Raw genomic sequence first — 19,768 nt, forward strand, 5'->3', positions numbered from 1 at the left:
AATGAAGAGACCAACCATGTTCAAACCTCTCGCCACCGTCATCGCGATCGGCGCACTGCTCGCCGGCTGCACCACGCTCGGCCCGGATTTCAAGGCGCCCGACGCGCCTGCGCAAACGGCGTTCCGCCATCTCGACGCGGGCAGCGACAGCGCGCGCCTGCCGGCCGCCTGGTGGACCGTATTCCATGACGCCACCCTCGACAGCCTCGAGGCACGCGCGCTGCGCGATAATCCGGGCGTGCAGGCAGCGGCCCAGCGCCTGCTGCAGGCGCAGGCGCAACTCGGCGTGGTGCGCGCCGGCCAGCTGCCGGGCGTCTCGGTCGGCGCCGGTGTGTCGAATGCCCGCACCTCGGCCGAAACCTCGCAGGGCCTGGCCCTGGGCGGCCGCTCGATCGAGGGCAATAACTACAGCGTCGGCGCCTCGCTGTCGTATGAGCTCGACCTGTGGGGCCGCGTGCGCCGCGTCGTCGAGGCCAGCGATGCGCAGGCGCTGGCGGCGCAGGATGACCGCGACGGCGTGATCCTGCTGCTGTCGAGCCAGGTCGCCTCGTCGTACTGGCAGCTGCGTGGGTTGGACGCCGAGCGGGCGATCCTGGAGGGCGCCCTGGCCACGCGCCGCGAGTCGCAGGAACTGGTGGAGGCCCGCTTCAATGCCGGCCTGTCGAACGAACTGGACGTGTCGCGCGCGCGCATCGAGCGCGCCAACGCCGAAGCCGACCTGCACGAGGTGCAGCGCCAGCGCAACCTGGTGGAACATGCGCTGGCCACGCTGGTGGGCAGCACGCCCAGTGCGCCCTTGCTGGCGGCGCAGATGGATACCACGGCCGCGCAACTGCCGCAGCCGCCCGCGATTCCCGTCGGCCTGCCGGCCAGTCTGGTGGGCCAGCGGCCCGACCTGGCGGCCAGCGTGGCGCAACTGAAGGCGGCCAATGCGCAGATCGGCGTGGCCGAAGGCGCCTTCTATCCGGCGCTGTCGCTGACCGGGAATTTCGGCTACGCCTCGCAAAGCCTGAACGACCTGACGAACGGCGACGCGCGCCAGTTCTCGGCCGGCCCGCTGGCGCTGTCGCTGCCGATCTTCGATGGCGGACGCAATCGCGCCAACCTGGCGCTGGCCCAGGCACGCTATGACGAGGCGCTGGCCAACCATCGGACGAAGTTGTTGACGGCGCTGCGCGAGGTGGAAGACGCGCTGTCGGACCTGCAGCAGCGCCAGCAACAGGGCGATGTGCAGGCCCGGTCGCAACAGGCCGCGGCGCGCGCGCTGCTGGTGGCGCAGGCGCGCTACGAGCGCGGCGTGTCGACCTATCTCGACGTGACCGACGCCCAGCGCAGCACGCTGGCGGCGGACCGCGCCGCGGCCCAGATCCGCACCCAGCGCCTGCTGGCGACGGTGGCGGTGGCGCGCGCGCTCGGCGGCGGTTGGGAGCAGGGGGAGGCGCTGGCGACGGTGCGATAATGGTGCGGTTGTCATCCACGACCCGAGAGACCATGAAAACCATCCTCGCACCACTCGTGCTGTGCGCCGCGATCGGCGCCGCTGTTGCCCCGGCTGCGTACGCGCAAACGGCGCCGACGGCCGCCAGCGCCGACCAGCTGCAAGCCATGTCGAAACGCTTCGCGCCGGTCGAGCTGCGCGCCGATGTGCCGCACTTGTCGAAAGGCGACCGCGCCGCCATCGCCCTGCTGATCGAAGCGGCCAGGATCATCGACACGCTGCAGCTGCGCCAGCGCTGGGCCCACAACGAGGCGCTGTGGAATGCGCTCAAGAACGACACCACGCCGCTCGGCCGCGCGCGCCTGGACGCCTTCTGGCTCAACAAGGGCCCGTGGTCGAACCTCGACAACAATGCCTCGTTCATGCCGGCCGAGTATGCGGGCATCAGGATTCCGGCGAAGAAGCCCGAGGGCGCCAACTTCTATCCGGAAGGCGCTGCCAAGGCGTCGCTCGAGAACTGGATGAACGGCCTGGCGCCGGAGCAGAAGAAAGAGGCGCAGTGGTTCTTCACCGTCATCCGCACCGGCCCGGACGGCAAGCTGCGCACCGTGAAATATTCGGACGAGTACCGCCCCGAACTGGAAAAGCTGGCGAAGCTGCTGCGCGACGCGGCGGCATCCACCGACAACGCCTCGCTCAAGAAATTTTTGAGCCTGCGCGCCGACGCCTTTCTGTCCAACGACTACCTGGCCTCGGACTTCGCCTGGATGGACCTCGACTCGCCGGTCGACGTGACCATCGGGCCCTACGAAACCTATAACGACGAGCTGTTTGGCTACAAGGCCGCCTTCGAAGCCTATGTGAGCATCCGCGATCCGAAGGAAACGGCGAAGCTGGACTTCTTCGGCAAGCATCTGCAGGAACTCGAAGACAACCTCCCGCTGGACAAGCAGTACCGCAACCCGAAGGTCGGCGCCATCGCGCCGATGGTGGTGGTCAACGAGGTCTATGGCGCCGGCGACGGCAATATGGGCGTGCAGACCGCGGCCTACAACCTGCCGAACGACGAGCGCGTGATCCGCGAGCGCGGCTCCAAGCGCGTGATGCTCAAGAACGTGCAGCAGGCGAAGTTCGCGTCGACGCTCACCCCGATCAGCAAGCACGTGCTCAAGCCAGCGGACCAGAAGGACCTGGACTTCGATTCCTTCTTCACCCACATCCTGGCGCACGAGATCATGCACGGCCTGGGACCGCACCACACGAAGAAGGACGGCAGGGACTCGACCCCGCGCCAGGACCTGAAGGAAACCTATTCGACCATCGAGGAAGCCAAGGCCGACATCACCGGCCTGTGGGCGCTGCAGTACATGATGGACAAGGGGCTGCTGAAGGACACGCTGGGGCAGGGCGCGGCGGCCGAGCGCAAGCTGTACAACACCTTCCTGGCCTCGAGCTTTCGCACCCTGCACTTCGGCCTGAGCTCTTCGCACGCGCGCGGCATGGCGATCCAGGTCAACTACCTGCTCGACAAGGGCGGCTTCGTCGCCCACGACGACGGCACCTTCTCGGTCGACTTCAAGAAGATCAAGGGGGCCGTGATCGACCTGGACCGCGAATTCCTGACCATCGAGGCCACCGGCGACCATGCGCGCGCCAAGGCGATGATGGACCAATACGTGGTGATCCGTCCCGAGGTGCGCAGGGCGCTCGACAAGCTGAAGACGGTGCCGAACGATATCCGGCCGGCGTTCGTGACGGCAGAGAGCCTGCTGAAGTAGGTCACGCACGATAGTAAGATGCCTGTAAGCAAGGTTTAGATTGCCATGCTATAGTCGGATGATTGTCAAACGGAAACACTTGTTTGTTTTTGATTAATTCACCGATTTTGTAGCCAACATGAAGACCAAGAACCTGACCATCGGCGCCCGCCTGGCAATCGGCTACGGCGCCGTTTTCCTGTTGATGATCGCACTCGTCGCGCTGGCCGTGAACCGCGTGGGCCGGATCGAGAGCGTTCTCAACCATATCAACGAAGTCAACAGAGTCAAGCAACGCCACGCCATCAATTTCCGCGGCAGCGTGCATGACCGCGCGATCGCCTTGCGCGACGTGGCGCTGGCGGCGGACGCGGCCGGCGCCAGCGCGCCGATCGCCCTGATCGGCACGCTGGACGACAACTATGCGCGCTCGGCCGGCCCGCTGGACGCGCTGTTCAATGAGCGCAAGGACATCCTGCCGGAAGAAAAGGAAGCGCTGGCCGCGATCAAGGCCCAGGAAAGCCGCACCAAGCCGCTGATCGCGCGCGTGGTGGCGTTGCACGCGGCCGGCCAGCTCCTCGAGGCGAACGCGCTGCTGGCGCAAGAGGCGGCGCCGGCCTTCACTGCCTGGCTGGCCAGCATCAACCGCCTGATCGACCTCGAGGAAAAGCTGAGCAACGAGGCGGCCGCCGAGGCGCGCCGCATGGCCAACGGCTTCTTCGGGTGGATGGCGCTGCTGTGCGCGGGCGCGATCGCGGCCGGCTCGGCGGCGGCCTGGTACATCAGCCGCGGCCTGCTGCGCCAGCTCGGCGGCCAGCCGGACTATGCGGCCTCGATCGCCAGCGCCATCGCCAGCGGCGACCTGGGCGTGGAGATCGTCACCCGCCCTGGCGACCGCGGCAGCCTGCTGTTCGCGATGCAGGGCATGCGCGACAGCCTGGTGCGCATCGTGGCACAAGTGCGCAACGGCACCCTGGCGATCGGCGCCGTGTCGACCGAGATCGCGGACGGCAACCGCGACCTGGCCAGCCGCACCGAGCGCCAGAACGGCACCCTGCAGGCGACCGCCGCCTCGGTCGAGCAACTGACCGGCACCGTGCGCCAGAATGCCGACAATGCGCGCCAGGCGAACATGCTGGCAGAATCGGCCTCCGAAGTGGCGCAGCGCGGCGGCAAGGTCGTGGCCGAGGTGGTGGGCACGATGGCGGCGATCAATGAATCGTCGAAGAAGATCGTGGACATCATCGGCGTGATCGATGGCATCGCGTTCCAGACCAATATCCTGGCGCTCAATGCAGCGGTGGAAGCGGCCCGCGCCGGCGAGCAGGGCCGCGGCTTCGCCGTGGTGGCGACCGAGGTGCGCAACCTGGCGCAGCGTTCGGCGGCGGCGGCCAAGGAGATCAAGGTCCTGATCGGCAGCTCGGTCGAGCGGGTCGATGCCGGCGCGCGCCTGGTGGACCAGGCCGGCGCGACGATGGACGAGATCGTTACCGGCGTCAAGCGCGTGACCGACATCATGGCCGAGATCAGCCATGCGTCCGCGGAACAGAATGCCGGCATCGAGCAGGTCAACGGTGCGATCGGCCAGATCGACGACGCCACGCGCCAGAACGCGGAACTGGTGCAGCAGGCCAGCCAGGCCGCGGTTTCGCTGGAAGATGAGGCGGAGCGCCTGGCGCAGCTGGTGAGCATTTTCCGTCTCGACGGCGCCGCCGCGCAGGCCTTGCCGGCTGGGCGGACGCGGCCGGCGTTGACCGCCTGATCGCGAAAAGGGCCGCTCATTGCGGCCCTTGCCTTTTTGAACATACAGAAATATTTTCCTGAGAGCAGTGAGCAGTTCGGGGCTAGAATTTCCAATAGGAATTTCGCTCATCCCCGGAGTAGCACCATGTACACGACTCTCCTGTATGCGGCCGCCGTCCTTGCCGCATCCGCTTCGCTTCCCTCCCACGCATCCCAGCTCACGGCGCAACTCACGTCCCAGGAATCGCGCTGGCTGCGCGCCGCCGCCCCCGTGCTGGAGTACTCGACATCGATCTCCCTGCCGGTCGACATCGTCGTCCAGCCGCGGGCGCCGGCCGGCGCGGTGCCGCTGGCGATGGGCTTCGACAAGGGCCGCTGCAAGCTGGTGCTGTCGATGCGCGGCAATCCCGAGGCCGAGAAGGTGCTGGCCGACGTCCCTGCCGACGAGCAGGCGCTGCTGATCGAAGCCATGGCCGCGCACGAGCTGGCGCATTGCTGGCGCTATGCCCAGGGAGAATGGCATCTGCTGCCGGCGGGCTTCGTCGAAACGGGCGACCAGACCTCGCACGATCCCGCACTGCTGGCGGCCGCGAAGGCGATGCGCGACACCCGGCGCGAGGAAGGTTTCGCCGACCTGGTGGCGCTGGCCTGGATCCAGCGCACCCATCCGGGAGAATACGCGCGCGTGCACGACTGGTTGCGCGGGGTGCGCGCCGGTGTCGCGGTGCCGGGCAGCGGCCACGACACGCGCGCCTGGGTCAGGCTGGCCGGCAACGGCCGCCACTTCGACAGCCGCCTGTCGCCGTTCGAGGCCGCCGATGCAATATGGCGCGCGGGGTTACTGCTGAGCCACTGATGGCGGCTGGGCGCCGACGATGCTATCGTCCGCATAAGGTTAATTGATTTTTTTATAAGTGTTCGATGACGCACAGAGTGCTCGTCAGTACAGGCGTCTAATGAGTACACCAATAACTCAATAGAGGGACTCGACATGAAATCGTTCATCGCCACGCTGATCGCCACCGCCGCCGTCGCCGCCATCGGCATCGCTCCTGCCGCGGCACAGACCAACAAGGATGCCCACAAGACGGCAATGGACAAGGCCAAGGCCGACTACCGTGTTGCCAAGGACAAGTGCGACGCCATGAGCGGCAATGCCGAAGACATCTGCGAAGATGAGGCCAAGCTGGCTCGCGCGAAAGCCGAGCTCGATGCAACCATGAAGCATGACAATACCGGCAACAACGTGCGCAAGGCACGCGACAAAGTCATCGATGCAGAGTACGAGCTGGCCGACGAAAAATGCGATGCGTTGAAAGGTGATGCCGAAGACAAATGCGAAGACCAGGCCAAGGCCACTCGCGACGCTGCGCGCGATGCCAACAAGGCCAAGTAATCGTCGCTGATCGCGTTGCCGCGCGCGCGCGGTAACGCGTGTGACTGCATCCGAACGTCGTTTCCGCGAAGGCGGTACGACGTTCTTGCGTTTACGGCGTGAATATTTGGAGACAGGTATCGCAATCCGGTTTGTCCGGGCAAGGTACGTTGTCGCACAGATGTTGAACGGAGCGGGGCGTTTAATGGATGCCATCCTAACAACGCATGCAAGGGAATCCGACCATGAAAACCCTCATCGCCACCCTGATCGCGACCGCCGTGTCGGCCGTCGCCATTGCTCCAGCCAGCGCCGCCCCCGTCGACAAGGACGCCCATCGCGCCGCGATGGACAAGGCCGCCGCCGACTACCGCACTGCCAAGACCAAGTGCGACGCCATGAAGGGCAATGCCGAGGAAGTGTGCGAAGACGAGGCGAAGCTGGTCCAGGCGCGCGCCGAACTCGATGCCTATACCAGATACGATACGACTGGCGGCAATCTGCGCGACGCGCGCGCCAAGGTGATCCGCGCCGAGCATGCGCTGGCCGACACCCAGTGCGACGCCACCGCGGCCGGCGACAAGGACCGCTGCAAGGCCACCGCCGGCTCGATCCGCGATGCCGCGCTGGCCCGCCTGGACGACCGCAATATCGACCGCGCCGTCGGCCACAGCAGCAGTGGCGAGCTGGTGAGCAGCATCGACTCGAAGGATCCGGCGACGGCCGCCGCCGTCCAGAAGTGCGAACAGATGACCGGCGATGCGCGCACCGCCTGCGTGGTCGACCGGCGCGGCAACGTCACCACCGCCACCAACGTGGCCGCCACCACCGGCGCGGCCGTCTCCGCCAACACCCGGGAAGCGGTCGCCACCATGAAGGAAAAGACCGCGGCCGCCTTCGACCGCACCAGGGAAATGGCGTCGAATGCCGCCCACAAGGTGGAAAACGCCACCGAGCGCGCCGGCGCGAAGACCGCCCGCGTGGCCTCGGACGGCACCATCACCGCCAAGGTCAAGGCCGGCCTGGTGACCGATCCCGTCCTGAAGGGCATGGAAATCAACGTCGACACCGAAGGCGGGGTGGTGATGCTGAGCGGCTTCGTCGAATCGAAGGCCGAAGCCGATAAAGCCATGCAAGTGGCCAAGGGTGTGGATGGCGTGACCAACGTCAAGAGCGCAATCAAGGTCAAGTAATGCTGGCCTGATTGCATCCGGCTCATGCATATGCGGTGTGGATGACGCGCCACAGTTTAGGTAGCCGGCGGGGATGGGGCCGCCGTGGCCCCCGGTCCGGCATCCGGCCGGGGCTATAATTGCCGACGTGAATAAACTTGAAGCATTCGGATACATCGCGGCGCAGGCCGTTCGCGGTGAGATCACTTTCCCCACCAGCGTCAATGCCGTGCTGCGCCTGCAGCTCGCCCTCGACGACCCGGATTGTCATATCGACGAGGCGATCCGCCTGGTGCTGGCCGAACCGCAATTGGCGGCGCGTACGGTCGCCATCGCCAACACGCCCGCCTTCGGCGGCAGCAGCGCGACGCCGGTGACCAATGTCCGTGCCGCCGTGGCGCGCATCGGCTACCGGCGCCTGCAGGCCCTGGTGGCCAGCCTGGTCGTGCGGCAATTCGGCAACCGCATCAACGATCCCGGCCTGCGCGCCAAGGCAGAGCAATTGTGGGCGCACACGACCCACGTCGCCTCGATTGCCCATTCGCTGGCGCGCCGCGTCACCGGCGTCAATCCCGATACCGCCCTGTTCGCCGGCATCGTGCACGAGGTCGGCGCCTTCTACCTGCTGGCGCGGGCCGACGAATTTCCCGGCCTGCTGGACGACGATCCCGAAAACTGGGGCGCCCTGTGCGAAGACGTGGTCAGTGCCGAGGTGATGAAGAAACTGTCGATTCCGCCGGCGGTGTCGGAAGCGATCGCCGACATGCGCGGCGGCTGGATGAATATGCCGCCGGGTACCTTGCTCGATACCTTGCTGCTTGCGAACCAGTATGCGCCGGTGGCGTCGCCCCTCGACAGCCGCCGCGCCAACTTGCCGGAACATGGCGAGAGCGCGCTCGATTTCGTGTTCGACGAATTCACGCTGCAAGAGATCCTGGATGAAGCGGCCGAGACCGCGAAGGCGATGGGCGACATCGCGCTGGTGTGATCATTCGATAGATTTACCGAGAGACGTATCTTTCCTGCAACCAAACAACGGTGCGGAAATGATAATATTGATCATTATTAATTTCCAAGTGGAATTTTCATGATCAAGCTTGCGGTATTGTTAGGTGTGGCATTGGCCAGCACGGTTGCCCAGGCAGGCGTCATCGATCTGGGAGCGATCATGGGCGGCGCGAACGTCTATACGGCGCGCGACTTCAAGGCGATCTCGAGCGACGTCGAAGGGTCGATCGTTTCTGGTGGTAACGTCACGATCCAGAATTACGCAGTCAATCTCAAGAACCAGGCGGCCTATGCCGGTTATTCGATCGTCGCAGGCGGCGATATCTCGCTGACGAGCGGTAGCATCCACAACGGTCCGGTGTATGCCGGCGGTACCGTGACCATGCAGAGCGCCGCCACCCCGCCGCGTTCGGCGGTCAATCCAGTGGACTTTTCCTCGGCAACAAAGCAATTCAAGGATATCGCCGCCGGACTGAGCCTGGTCGACGCTACGGGCCGGGTCGAGCGCGAGTACAGTGCCAACAAGCTCATCGGCAGCGGCAAGGGCGGCGTGGACATATTCAATGTCTCTGCCGATTTCTTGAGTGGCGGGAATAACTGGGTGCTCTCCGGCCTGACCGCGAACCAGACGCTGATCTTCAATATCAGTGGCAAGCACGGCGGTTTCAATGGCGGCATGCAGCCGCTGAGCGGCTACAACGTGCTGTTTAATTTCTACGAGGCCGAGACGGTCGACGTAAAAGGCATCCTCGGCAGCGTGCTGGCGCCGTATGCGACGGTCGTTCCCGGCAATGGCGTCGTCAAGGGCCAGGTGATCGCCGATGCCTGGAATTCAAGCGTCCAGGTGGATGCCGAAAACTACTGGAAGCCGGTCGACGTCCCGGGCTTCGAACTGGTCAAGAACGATCCGCCGGTCGAGCCGCCGGCAGAGGTGCCCGAGCCGGGCACCCTGATGCTGATGATGGCGGGGCTGCTTGGCGGAATCGCACTGCGGCGCCGTCGCACCTGAAGCGGTTTTCATGAAGGACAAACGGCGGCCGGGAGCCGCCGTTTTTCATTTTCCAATCAGGTGCAGCCGGCCGCCAGCATGCGCGTCTGCGTGCGGTGTCGCGCCAGCATGAGCGCCGTCAATCCCACGCCGCACAGCGCCAGGGCCGCCGCCACCCACTGCGGCGCCGTGTAGGCATAACCCAGCGTCAGCGGCACGCCGCCAAGGAAGGCGCCCAGCGCATTGCCGATATTGAAACCGGACTGGCCCAGCGAAGAGCCGAGCATCTCGGCTTCGCGCGAGTGCTCCATCAGCAACAGCTGGATCGGCGGCCCGATCGCCAGCGCATTGGCGCCGGTCAGGAAGGCCAGCACGACCATCGCCAGCTTCGACTCCGCCAGGAAACCATTGCACAGCAGCAGAGCGGTCATCGACATCATCAGGATCAGCAGGGCGGGCAGCGGGTGCACGCGGTCGGCCAGGCGGCCGCCGAACTGCACGCCGACCGTCATGCCGACGCCGACCGCGGTCATGATCAGGGGGATCGTGGTCGAATCGAAGCGCGTGACATCGGTGAGCAATGGCGCGATATAGCTGAACCAGGCGAAGAAGCCGCCGGTGCCGATCGAGACGATGCCCAGCGCCAGCCACAGGTCGAGGTGGCGGAAGATGCGCAGGTCTTGCATGATGCCGGTGCGCTTGACCGGTTCGATGTGCGGCACCCACTGGCGCAGGCTCAGCATGGTCAGCACGCCGATCACGGCCACGATCAGGAACACCAGGCGCCAGTCGATGACGTGGCCGATCCAGGTGCCGAGCGGCACGCCCAGCACATTGGCCAGGGTCAGGCCGGTGAACATCGTGGCGACGGCGGCGGCGGTACGGCCCTCGTCGGCCAGGCGGCTGGCCACGACGGCGCCGACCCCGAAGAAGGCGCCATGCGGCAGGCCGGCCAGGAAGCGCGACACCATCATGATCTCGAAGTTCGGCGCGAAGGCCGACATCGCATTGAAGATGGCAAACATCAGCATGAACCAGACCAGCACGCTGCGCGGCGGGCGGCCCGCCACCAGGCTGACCAGGGTCGGCGCGCCGACCACGACGCCCAGCGCGTAGGCGGTGATCAGGTAGCCCGCTTGCGGGATGGTGATGTGCAGGCCGCTGGCGATATCGGGCAGGATGCCCATCATGACGAATTCGGTCATGCCGATGCCGAAGCCGCCAAGGGCGAGTGGTAGTAGGCTTTTCTTGATCACGGGGGAATGTTGTTGTTCGGGGTGGAAAGAGGAAAGCCGGCCGAAGCGTATGCGCGGCCGGGTCTGGCACTATACCGGCAGTAGGCGGATGCGTCCGCTTTCGTGTCGTGATGACGGGTATAGGGCGCCGGAATGGCTTCAGGCCTGGGCCCCGTCCTCGTCCCCGGCGTCGGACGGCCAGTCGATGCGGCCGTGGCCGGCATCGTCGAGGCGGGCGCGCAGCGCATCGGCGGCGTCTGCCGGCAGGCTGAAGGTGAAGCGCACGTCGTCGCCGTGCTCGACCGCATCGAGGCTGGCGCCGGCGCCGTCGAGCTCGCGCCGCAGCATGCCTTCCAACGCGTAGGGGCGGTGCAGCGCAACTGGCGCAGCTTGATGATCGGGACCTTGGTCGCCGTCAACAGGGCCTGGGCCACGCTGTCGGTGTAGGCGCGCACCAGTCCGCCCGCGCCGAGCTTGACGCCGCCGAAGTAGCGCACCACGGTGGCCAGCACGCCTTCCAGGTCCTGATGGCGCAAGACGTCGAGCATGGGGCGGCCCGCGGTGCCGCTGGGTTCGCCGTCATCGATCGCGGCGGACTGGCCGCCGGCCAGCAGGGCCCAGCACACATGGGCCGCGCCCGGATGCCGGGCACGCAGCTCGGCCACGATCTTGACCGCCCCGGCGCGGTCCGGCATCGGCTGCACGCAGGCGATGAAGCGGCTTTTCTTGATGACCAGTTCGTGCTGAACGGCGCTGGCGATCGTCTGGGGCATGGCGTTCGGAAAGTGAAAACAACAACGCCAACCCGAAGGCTGGCGTTGTTGTCTGAATCTCTGGTAGGCCGTGCGTGGCTCGAACACGCGACCAACGGATTAAAAGTCCGCTGCTCTACCAACTGAGCTAACGACCCGAAGAAGACGAGATTATAGCGGTACTTGGCCGGCCTTGCCAAGTGCTTTGAATCATCATTTCGATTCTCGCGGAGAAGTCGGCGTCGGTTCCCGCGTCGGCGCCTTGTTCGGCGTCTCGATGTCGCCGTGATAATCCTGGCCGGTGTCGGCCGCATGGCGCTTGCCGTCTTCCTTGACGTCCTCGCCTTCGATTTCCTTGTCTTCGGCCTGCACATCGTGCATGGCGTGCGGTTCGAGTTCCTCGGCGCTGGTGTTCAGGCGGACGAACAGTCCCCAGGTGGCGAGCAGGGCGGCGGCGGCCAGGCCGATCGCCGCCGCATGCGGCAGATATTGCGGACTGCCATGGACGTACTGGAACACGCCGATCAGGCATTCGACCGACAGCGACACCACGACCACGATCAGGAAGCGCGACAGGAAGCGCCGCACGCGGGTTGGCGAGCTGATGTTGGCTTCGCGCTGGATTTCTTCTTCCAGCACGGTTTGCCCCAGTCCCAGCGCGGCGACCGAGATGGTCAGCATGCCGATGCATTCGAGGATCAGGTCGAAGCGGTCGCGTGCCGAGGTGTCGGAGGCAGGGTTCAGGGCGCTCCAGATTTCGACGCCCGCCAGGACGATCAGGCCGATGCCGCAGGAGAAGAACATGGCGACGATCAGGATGTAGCCGAGTTCGAAGAATTTGGAGATGGCTTTCACGATGGGACAGTATTCAAAGAGTTGTAAATACTTTAACATTAATTGCGCGCGGGGGGATGTTCGCATGACGCTGTCGCGTGGCCACTGTCCGGCTATTGCATGCCGTGGTCCGGGGGAGGGGCGTACCTGCTCCAGCAAACCGATGCTAGGTTCGGCTAGGGCAGGCCGCCCTCCAGGAACGCAGGGAGGGACCGGAATGCAAAAAGCCCACGCACCGAAATGCGTGGGCTTCCTGGTAATTCGTGGTAGGCCGTGCGTGGCTCGAACACGCGACCAACGGATTAAAAGTCCGTTAGGATTTACAGAGAGATTTGATCATTACCCCTCAGTTCCTTCATTATACGTCATATCCGTTGGCGCTTGTGCTGCCTGAATGGGACCAGAAGTGGACCAGATAAGAGAGCGGGACCGTCGATCGACCGGAGTCCTATTGTTACACGTAAGTCGTCCAGCACCAGATTCGCAGCCGCTAGATTTTCCCCCCGGGTCTCGCTGCCAGAGACCAGTCACCTTTGAAACAGTCTTTCGCGGTTCCTACATGAGCTTCTACTAATCGACGGCGCATGTCTGGATCGTCGTGGAAGGCATCGATCCAGATACTGAAAAAACCCGATTCTTTGGCCAGATGAACGAGTGTTTCTCTAAAATCTATATTATCGTTGCGCGCGAGAGTAGCGCGCATTATTTGAGCCAGCTTCCATTTTTCTTCACGTTCCAAGTAACGCTTATCGCGGTCTTTAGGCCGCTTATTCTTAGGTTGACCAGGGTGGCGATCTAGTCCTACGAGGTTTATTAGGGAGGTTGCCTTTCTCTTGATTCTAGGAGCTAGCGTCGGGGAAGTGGCTACTATCCCACCAGCCCTATATTCGATGGCCATTAAAGTATTATCTTTATCTGGCCAAATAAAATCTTGGTCGTTTGTTGGTTTATTACCTTTGGCTGAGTTGCAATTGACGCAGCCAAGAAGAAAGTTCGTCCAGTCAGTCTCACGCAGAGGATCTAAGCTCTTCGGAGATACATGTTCCACAGCTAAAAGAGCAGGGAAGCGACGTTCACAGTAACTGCAGTAGTAGCCAAAGCAGTCTTCCAGATCGCCAATTGCTTCTTGGTACTTCGCATAAGTATTCGGTGCTGCCACCCGGGTAACCGGCCTCATTGATCTCTACCCTTTACTGTCATAAGTTTAAGAAATGCATGTATCGCAGGATCTGAGGTAAATGGTTCGCTTGCCTCTCGATAAGACTGTTCGGCGGTACGCAACGCGGCGCGGGAGACCCGTTGCTTGCCAGTTGACTGTTTCTCAAGAAGCATAAAATATCGGTTCGCTGCTGTATTTAAGTTTTCAGCTCGAACGCTCCGTTGAGGCACCGGAACACCTTGAATTTCCTCAGCTATATCTTCAATGCTATTGCCGCCACTTAAGTGTGCTGTTGAATTAGGGTCTATAGGTGTGATTTGCTGGCGACGTGTCGCTTGAATTACAAACGGAGAGTGAGTAGTGGCGATGAATTGGCAGTTAGGGAACAAGTCCTCCAATGCAGGTACTATGCGGCGTTGCCATTTCGGATGGAGGTGTACGTCGACTTCATCGATAAGAATAATTGCCTCGCCTTCGCCAAAGCCACTGTTAGGGTCATTGATCGAGAGTTGTCTCGCGATATCGACAAATAGTGAAAACAGCCTCTGTTCGCCATCGGAAAGTTGATTGAGGCTGAGCGTGCCGATTTTGCGCTGAATCATGATTCGCGGTGTAAGCTTTACCTCCAACGAACACGATTCTAGAAATTTTCGTTCCGGCGCGGAAATTTTCATACCTCTCCAAATGTCGCGGAGGTTTGGTAAATCTCTAGAGCTTCGCTTTTTACTATAAAAATCCGGCGCAAGTACGATTTTTTCTTGATCGGGCCAGACATATGGCAATTTTCGATGTTCCGACTCTTCCTCAAACCAGCGCATCGCAAAAGCGCGAGCCAGATTTTGTAGTTCGGTATCTAATGGAAAATTCTCTGATATATCTTTTTCCGGCACTAGGGAACAATCATAGGGCTCGAATCTCCAATAGAATTGGCTCATGTCAGCTGAGAAATTAGACATCATTTTTCCAACAAAATCTCTCACCCATCCGCTATTTCCGAAACGCCGCTCGTTTTCTGGAACAGGCTCTTGGAAGGCATATCTCTCTGAAGCATAAAGAAATTCTTCATTACGGCGAGACGGATTTCTATCGAAGTTTCGCGAGTGCTTAGAAGACTTCACCTTCAGGGCCGAACAGATCGCTTCGTTTGAAGAATAGAGCAAAATTAGAGGTAGTTTTGCTCTGGGAGCTGAGCGTTTAGCCGGTTCCCAAAGCTCTTTTTGGAATTGAAAATCCTCAAGTCTGTTATTTTTGTGGCGAATTACTGCCTTGATTTCGGCATAACGAGTGCGCAATCGAATGTCACTGTCCTCTAATCTAGGACGCCTTCCCATTTGCTGTGCGCTCCCCAATGCTGCAAGCAAGCTACGAAGGATCGTTGTCTTACCGGCTCCATTCTCACCTACAAGCAGGTTGAAACCAGGTCGAAATACAAAAGTGCGTTGCTTGAACTGGCGAATATTTTTTAAAGTCAGACTATGTAAATGCATGAGAATGAGGAAATACGTTGCAGTAATTTGTTAGAAATTGTCCCGGGATATTTTTTTTTGAAATCACATGTAGAGAAAATCGGTACTCAGGAAGGATATCACTTCAGCCTACCTCCAAGTTAAACAACCGACACGAAATACTATGTGCGTCGAATCAGCTAAAGCTTCGTGCATATATTAACTAATTGATTCTAAGATAACGACGGAGGAGGCAGGCGTTACTTCTTCTTACCAGCGCGCCAGTGCTGCGCATACTGCACGGCAAAGCCGTAGACGAACTCCTTCTCACGAAGGGGGAGGTCCTTGACGGCCTCTCCGAATAGCTCACCAAAGGCTTAGGATTTCGCGCTGTCCCCAAAAGAAGAGAGCGAAACCTTCAAGTAGCTCGCCAAGTCATCCAACCTGTCGAGCGAAGGGGTAATCCCCCCATTTTTAGAGCGCGCTAAAAGTAAAGGTTAAGCGGCAAGTGCAAGTTTCTGTTTTGGTGTGATGCCGCCGAGCGCCATATTGGGCCGGTCGTGATTGTAGGTCCACAGCCAGCGGGTGGCAAATTCCTGGATTTGGTCGAGCGTTTCAAAGAGGTTGTGCGCCAGCCAATCGTAGCGCACGGTCCTGTTGTATCGCTCGACGTAGGCGTTTTGCTGAGGCTGGCCTGGCTGGATGAAATCGATGCGGATGCCGTGCCTGGCGGCCCAAGCCAACGTCATGGCGCTGATATATTCGGGGCCGTTGTCGCAGCGGATCGCCTCCGGTTTGCCGCGCCTTTCGATGATCCGGTCCAATGATCTGATAACGCGTTCGAATGGCAACGAGAAGTCGACCTCGATTCCCAAGCCTTCACGATTGAAGTCATCGATGACGTTGAATAGGCGGATGCTGCGGCCGTCGGCAAGCTGGTCATGCATGAAGTCCATCGACCAGCTTTGGTTGAATGCGGTCGGCACGGCCAATGGCAGTGGCTTCTCGCGCACCAGACGATGGCGCGGCTTGATCCGTAGGTTTAGCTCGAGTTCGCGGTAGATCCTGTAGACCCTCTTATGGTTCCACTTGAATCCCTTGACGTTGCGCAGGTACAGGGAGCACAGCCCGAAGCCCCAGTTGCGCTGGTTGTTCGTCAGCCGCACCAGCCAGTCGGCGATGACGTTGTTCTCCTCGTCCAGCTTCGCCTTGTAGCGCTATCAGGTCTGGCTGATGCCAAACGCTCGGCAAGCCAGGTTAATCGTGGCTGACCGCTGCGCCACGGCCCACTGCGCCATCTCCCGCCGCTGAGATGGCGCTACCATTAATGAGATGGTCACCCTCCACCCTAAAAGTTACTATGCTTAGAGGGTTTCGTCCTTTCTGAACGGAGGTCATCATGCAAGACGTTACGCTCATCGGCATAGATCTCGGCAAACACAGCTTCCATGTGCACGGCCAGGATCGGCACGGTAAAGCCCTGCTGCGCATGAAATTCAACCGTAAGCAGTTGATCGAGTTCTTCGCCAAGTTCCACAAACTTGACCTCTTGAGTTTGCTTATCAACACCTACCTGGTTTTGCGACTGCTGAAATTGGATGACGTGAACGGCACACCGGCCTGACGGATACCCTGAACAAAAAAACGGCTTTGCAAAGCCGAACCACTTTTTAGGACCGACAGGCGCGAATTCTCATCATGGCGCGGAGCAAGTCTTCAAAATGACGCCGGATAGATTTGAGCAAGCCACTACTGCATACAAAAATCAGGGTTGCAAAAAGGAGGGTGACCATAGATTTTTTGTGAGCGCCTCCCCGACGATCTCAGCCCTCAGGCGCTCTTCGACGTACATCTTCTTGAGCTGCCGGTTTTCCTCCTCCAGCTCCTTCATGCGTGCCATCAGCGAGGCGTCCATGCCGCCGAACTTGGAGCGCCACTTGTAGAACGTGGCGTTGCTGATGCCGTGCTCGCGGCACAGCTCCGGTACTGGGGCTGCCGGCTTCGGCCTGCTTGAGCATGGCAATGATCTGGCTGTCGGTAAAACGGGACGTCTTCATGTAGAGCTTTCTGTGTCCCAAGTAGAAAATTCTACTTTTGATCGCGCTCTTTTTGTGGGGGGATTACCCCTCAACAAACGGTTCAAGCTGCATCGGCCCAGACGGCGCCCATAGCAGCTGAGTCGGGGGCGGACAATAGTTGGTTTCAATTCTGCTACCTATATCCCCCAGGGGGCGATATACACCGAGCCAGGCTGCGGAGTGAGAATTTGTGAGTTTTTCAAATTGGCAAGAATGTTATTCTTAAGAACGGTCGCTAGGGGCCAGGAGTAGCCAGTTAAGAACTTAAATAGAAATAAGTCCACTATCGGGGGAGGCGATGATCAATCAGATCGACATAGCTAAGTTCGGGAGCTACCAAGACTTGCAGTGGAAGAGTGCCGTTCGGGACAGTGGCAAGAATGTAAAGCCTTTCCAACGCCTGAACATCCTTTACGGGCGCAACTATTCAGGCAAGACCACGCTCTCCCGTGTCTTCCGCGCGCTAGAGACGCGCAAGATCCCGCTGAACTACGCCAATTCATCCTTCACCGTTTACGGGGACAAGGGTAATATTGCGCACACCGGCCTAGCAGCTCATAACTACGATGTGAGGGTCTACAACCGTGACTTCGTAACTGACAACCTCAGCTTTCTGGTGAACCAGCAAATCGGCGGCGAGATCAGGACGTTTGCCATTGTCGGTGAACAGAATAAGGAAATTGACGATGCTATTGCCGCCATCGAGGCCAAGCTCGGAAGTGTGGATGGCAAGGTTGGTCTTCGCTTTGACCTTGAAGCAAAAAAGAAGGAGCGCGATCGCCATAAGAGCAATTACATTACCGCATCTAGCGGGCTTGAGGAAAAACTACGCACCCATGCTAACGAAAAAATTAAAAAAAATCGTCAGTACGGTACTGCTACTTATAACATTGAAGGTATTAAACGGGATATTGCATCAACGAAAAAGCCAGGCTTTGCAAGGCTAACGGCGGAAGAGCAAGCAAGTAAGCTTGCACTACTGAAGCAAGAGGCACTACCTGATATCACGGATACTCTGGCAATTACCCTTAAACTAGAGTCATTAAGAGCAACCGCTGAGCCCCTCCTGTCGCGAACTATAACGCCTACAACGCCTATCCAGGAGCTTCTTAACGATAGCGTATTACAACTCTGGGTCAAGCAAGGTATCGGGCACCATCGGGATAAACGCGATACTTGCGCTTTTTGCCGCCAAAGCTTGCCGCACGACTTATGGCAAGTGATGGACGAACACTTCAGCAAGGAATCGAGTGATCTTGAATCTGCTTTGGACACGGCCATTTCTTCAGTCACTGAGGAAGTTACAGCCGTAGCTGGCTTCATTACCTTTGAAAGCGCTCAGTTTTATGCTGAGGAACGAGCCGCTTTTGACGAAAGTAGCAAGGCTCTTTCCCGCGCTTTGAACCTCTACAAGAAAGACCTGGAATCCCTTAAAAAGTTGCTAGAGGCACGCAAGAATAGCCTCTTCCAGTCAGTTGTGCTGAAAGATTTTTCGCACGACGCGGTGGAAATCCAAGAGCATGTTAGAGACATAAATGCGTTGATTGTTGCGAACAACGGCAAGACGAAGACGCTGGAGAAAGACAAGTCTGCTGCTAGGGACGCGCTTCGATTGAATGACGTGTTCGAGTTTATTGGGACGATAACCTACGACACCGAGCTTGACCGAGTAGCTACGCTCAAATCGCAAGCGGAGACGGCAAACACTGTTTACGCCGACGCGGAGAAGGAAATCAGTGCTGCTGAATCGCAGGTCAATACACTTAGAGCCAAGCAGAAGGACGAACGAAAGGGCGCAGAGCGGGTCAACTCCCTACTCAATAATTTCTTTGGCCATGATGGTATAAAACTTGAAGCCAGAGATGATGCGGCCACAGCCACAGTTAAGTTTGAGATCACTCGAAGCGGCAAGCCAGCGTACAACCTCAGCGAAGGCGAGTGCAGTTTAATTGCCTTTTGTTATTTCATTGCCAGACTAGATGAGCCTGAAAGCAAGGGGAAGGATCTTATCATTTATATTGATGATCCAATTTCCAGTTTGGATGGTAATCACATTTTCTTCATGTTCAGCCTGATTGAGAGCTTGATCACAAAGCCTATTAAGAATGCGGACGGCTCCAACAGTTATCGATACAAGCAGCTTTTTATATCGACACACAACCTGGACTTCCTGAAGTATCTTAAGCGCCTCTCTATTCCAAAGAAGAAAATTCCTGCGGGGGAGGGTAAGACCAAAAGCGTTGATGATCATGAACACTTCATGATTGAGCGAGACGGGGCATCGAGCAATATTTTACCTATGCCTTCTTATCTGAAAGATTACATTACTGAGTTTCACTATCTATTTCATCAGATTTATAAATGCAAGGACCAAGCTGCTGCACAAGTTAGCCACGAACCATTCTTCGGGTTTGGGAACAATCTGCGCAAGTTTCTTGAGGCTTTCTTGTTCTTTAAATTCCCTTACCATGATGATAAAAACGACGCCTTTGAGCGTATAAAGAAATTCTTCGGGGAGGAAGAGGGTACAGCGATTGCGTTAGTAAACCGTCTCAATAACGAGTTTTCTCATTTGGAGGCCGTACCAGACAGAGGGTTTAAGCCAGTAGAGATTCCTGAGATTGCTAAGGTCGCAAATTATGTCTTGGACAAAATCTACGAAGCTGACTCGGTTCAGTACAATGCATTGCTAAAGAGTATTGGGGAGCCCGAACGAGTTGCGTGATCGAATTACGCAAGGGATACCTGCACACAGGACGAAGGCCCGTACGCGGGCGGTCTGGG

The 19,768-nt window shown here is 59.6% G+C and carries 13 protein-coding genes, 1 tRNA gene and 4 pseudogenes; 10 read left to right on the plus strand and 8 right to left on the minus strand.

The window, feature by feature from the left end; genetic code table 11:
• Window positions 1-16: 16 nt before the first annotated feature.
• The 8 genes from DIR46_RS18680 (at window position 17) to DIR46_RS18715 (ending at window position 9,502) form a co-directional block, all read left to right on the plus strand.
• Window positions 17-1,459, plus strand: a complete 1,443-nt coding sequence (locus DIR46_RS18680) for an efflux transporter outer membrane subunit (RefSeq protein WP_109346583.1) — start codon at window positions 17-19, stop codon at window positions 1,457-1,459.
• Window positions 1,460-1,491: 32 nt separating this feature from the next.
• On the plus strand, window positions 1,492-3,216 hold the full coding sequence (locus DIR46_RS18685) for a DUF8614 domain-containing protein (RefSeq protein ID WP_109346584.1): 1,725 nt from the start codon (window positions 1,492-1,494) through the stop codon (window positions 3,214-3,216).
• 118 nt (window positions 3,217-3,334) lie between these two features.
• Complete coding sequence (locus DIR46_RS18690) at window positions 3,335-4,957, plus strand: methyl-accepting chemotaxis protein (protein WP_109346585.1); 1,623 nt, start codon at window positions 3,335-3,337, stop codon at window positions 4,955-4,957.
• Between the two features lie 126 nt (window positions 4,958-5,083).
• The gene (locus DIR46_RS18695) at window positions 5,084-5,794 is read left to right on the plus strand and encodes a hypothetical protein (protein WP_109346586.1); all 711 of its coding nucleotides are present in this window, start codon (window positions 5,084-5,086) and stop codon (window positions 5,792-5,794) included.
• Window positions 5,795-5,929: 135 nt separating this feature from the next.
• A complete protein-coding gene (locus DIR46_RS18700; RefSeq protein ID WP_109346587.1) occupies window positions 5,930-6,334 on the plus strand; it encodes a cell envelope biogenesis protein TolA in 405 nt (134 codons plus the stop codon).
• A gap of 224 nt (window positions 6,335-6,558) precedes the next feature.
• Complete coding sequence (locus DIR46_RS26980; RefSeq protein WP_205289002.1) at window positions 6,559-7,506, plus strand: BON domain-containing protein; 948 nt, start codon at window positions 6,559-6,561, stop codon at window positions 7,504-7,506.
• A 127-nt stretch (window positions 7,507-7,633) separates the two neighbouring features.
• Window positions 7,634-8,473, plus strand: coding sequence for an HDOD domain-containing protein (locus tag DIR46_RS18710; RefSeq protein WP_229446308.1), 840 nt, complete (start codon window positions 7,634-7,636; stop codon window positions 8,471-8,473).
• Window positions 8,474-8,572: 99 nt separating this feature from the next.
• Window positions 8,573-9,502, plus strand: coding sequence for a choice-of-anchor A family protein (locus DIR46_RS18715; protein ID WP_109346589.1), 930 nt, complete (start codon window positions 8,573-8,575; stop codon window positions 9,500-9,502).
• Window positions 9,503-9,558: 56 nt separating this feature from the next.
• Here DIR46_RS18715 and DIR46_RS18720 read toward each other — a convergent pair whose 3' ends face one another.
• The 7 genes and pseudogenes from DIR46_RS18720 to DIR46_RS18750 form a co-directional block, all read right to left on the minus strand.
• The gene (locus DIR46_RS18720; RefSeq protein WP_109346590.1) at window positions 9,559-10,737 is read right to left on the minus strand and encodes an MFS transporter; all 1,179 of its coding nucleotides are present in this window, start codon (window positions 10,735-10,737) and stop codon (window positions 9,559-9,561) included.
• A 138-nt stretch (window positions 10,738-10,875) separates the two neighbouring features.
• A pseudogene (locus tag DIR46_RS18725) lies at window positions 10,876-11,489 on the minus strand (IMPACT family protein).
• Window positions 11,490-11,550: 61 nt separating this feature from the next.
• Window positions 11,551-11,626 (minus strand) — tRNA-Lys (locus tag DIR46_RS18730).
• A 55-nt stretch (window positions 11,627-11,681) separates the two neighbouring features.
• On the minus strand, window positions 11,682-12,323 hold the full coding sequence (locus DIR46_RS18735; protein ID WP_229446309.1) for a hypothetical protein: 642 nt from the start codon (window positions 12,321-12,323) through the stop codon (window positions 11,682-11,684).
• 469 nt (window positions 12,324-12,792) lie between these two features.
• Window positions 12,793-13,461: an HNH endonuclease gene (locus DIR46_RS18740; RefSeq protein WP_162819571.1), complete on the minus strand. Its 669-nt coding sequence runs from the start codon at window positions 13,459-13,461 to the stop codon at window positions 12,793-12,795.
• 14 nt (window positions 13,462-13,475) lie between these two features.
• Complete coding sequence (locus DIR46_RS18745; RefSeq protein WP_109346592.1) at window positions 13,476-14,948, minus strand: AAA family ATPase; 1,473 nt, start codon at window positions 14,946-14,948, stop codon at window positions 13,476-13,478.
• Between the two features lie 455 nt (window positions 14,949-15,403).
• Window positions 15,404-16,231, minus strand: a pseudogene (locus DIR46_RS18750) (IS3 family transposase); the annotation flags it as partial.
• Between the two features lie 74 nt (window positions 16,232-16,305).
• On the opposite strand from DIR46_RS18750, the pseudogene DIR46_RS18755 reads away from it, so the two are divergent.
• A pseudogene (locus DIR46_RS18755) lies at window positions 16,306-16,440 on the plus strand (IS110 family transposase); the annotation flags it as partial.
• Window positions 16,441-16,686: 246 nt separating this feature from the next.
• On the opposite strand, the pseudogene DIR46_RS18760 reads toward DIR46_RS18755, so the two are convergent.
• Window positions 16,687-16,963: pseudogene (locus tag DIR46_RS18760) on the minus strand (transposase); the annotation flags it as partial.
• Between the two features lie 319 nt (window positions 16,964-17,282).
• On the opposite strand from DIR46_RS18760, the gene DIR46_RS18765 reads away from it, so the two are divergent.
• Window positions 17,283-19,709 (plus strand): AAA family ATPase, encoded by a 2,427-nt coding sequence (locus DIR46_RS18765; protein ID WP_109346593.1) that lies wholly within the window; start codon window positions 17,283-17,285, stop codon window positions 19,707-19,709.
• The last annotated feature ends 59 nt before the right edge of the window (window positions 19,710-19,768 follow it).

The sequence above is a fragment of the Massilia oculi genome (assembly GCF_003143515.1).
Taxonomy (GTDB): Bacteria; Pseudomonadota; Gammaproteobacteria; order Burkholderiales; family Burkholderiaceae_D; genus Telluria; species Telluria oculi.

Excerpts from the sequence above, each read along its gene's own strand:
- DIR46_RS18680 (WP_109346583.1), top strand. The coding sequence starts at position 17 with ATGTTCAAACCTCTCGCCACCGTCATCGCGATCGGCGCACTGCTCGCC.
- DIR46_RS18685 (WP_109346584.1), top strand. The coding sequence starts at position 1,492 with ATGAAAACCATCCTCGCACCACTCGTGCTGTGCGCCGCGATCGGCGCC.
- DIR46_RS18690 (WP_109346585.1), top strand. The coding sequence starts at position 3,335 with ATGAAGACCAAGAACCTGACCATCGGCGCCCGCCTGGCAATCGGCTAC.
- DIR46_RS18695 (WP_109346586.1), top strand. The coding sequence starts at position 5,084 with ATGTACACGACTCTCCTGTATGCGGCCGCCGTCCTTGCCGCATCCGCT.
- DIR46_RS18700 (WP_109346587.1), top strand. The coding sequence starts at position 5,930 with ATGAAATCGTTCATCGCCACGCTGATCGCCACCGCCGCCGTCGCCGCC.
- DIR46_RS26980 (WP_205289002.1), top strand. The coding sequence starts at position 6,559 with ATGAAAACCCTCATCGCCACCCTGATCGCGACCGCCGTGTCGGCCGTC.
- DIR46_RS18715 (WP_109346589.1), top strand. The coding sequence starts at position 8,573 with ATGATCAAGCTTGCGGTATTGTTAGGTGTGGCATTGGCCAGCACGGTT.
- DIR46_RS18745 (WP_109346592.1), bottom strand. The coding sequence starts at position 14,948 with ATGCATTTACATAGTCTGACTTTAAAAAATATTCGCCAGTTCAAGCAA.
- DIR46_RS18765 (WP_109346593.1), top strand. The coding sequence starts at position 17,283 with ATGATCAATCAGATCGACATAGCTAAGTTCGGGAGCTACCAAGACTTG.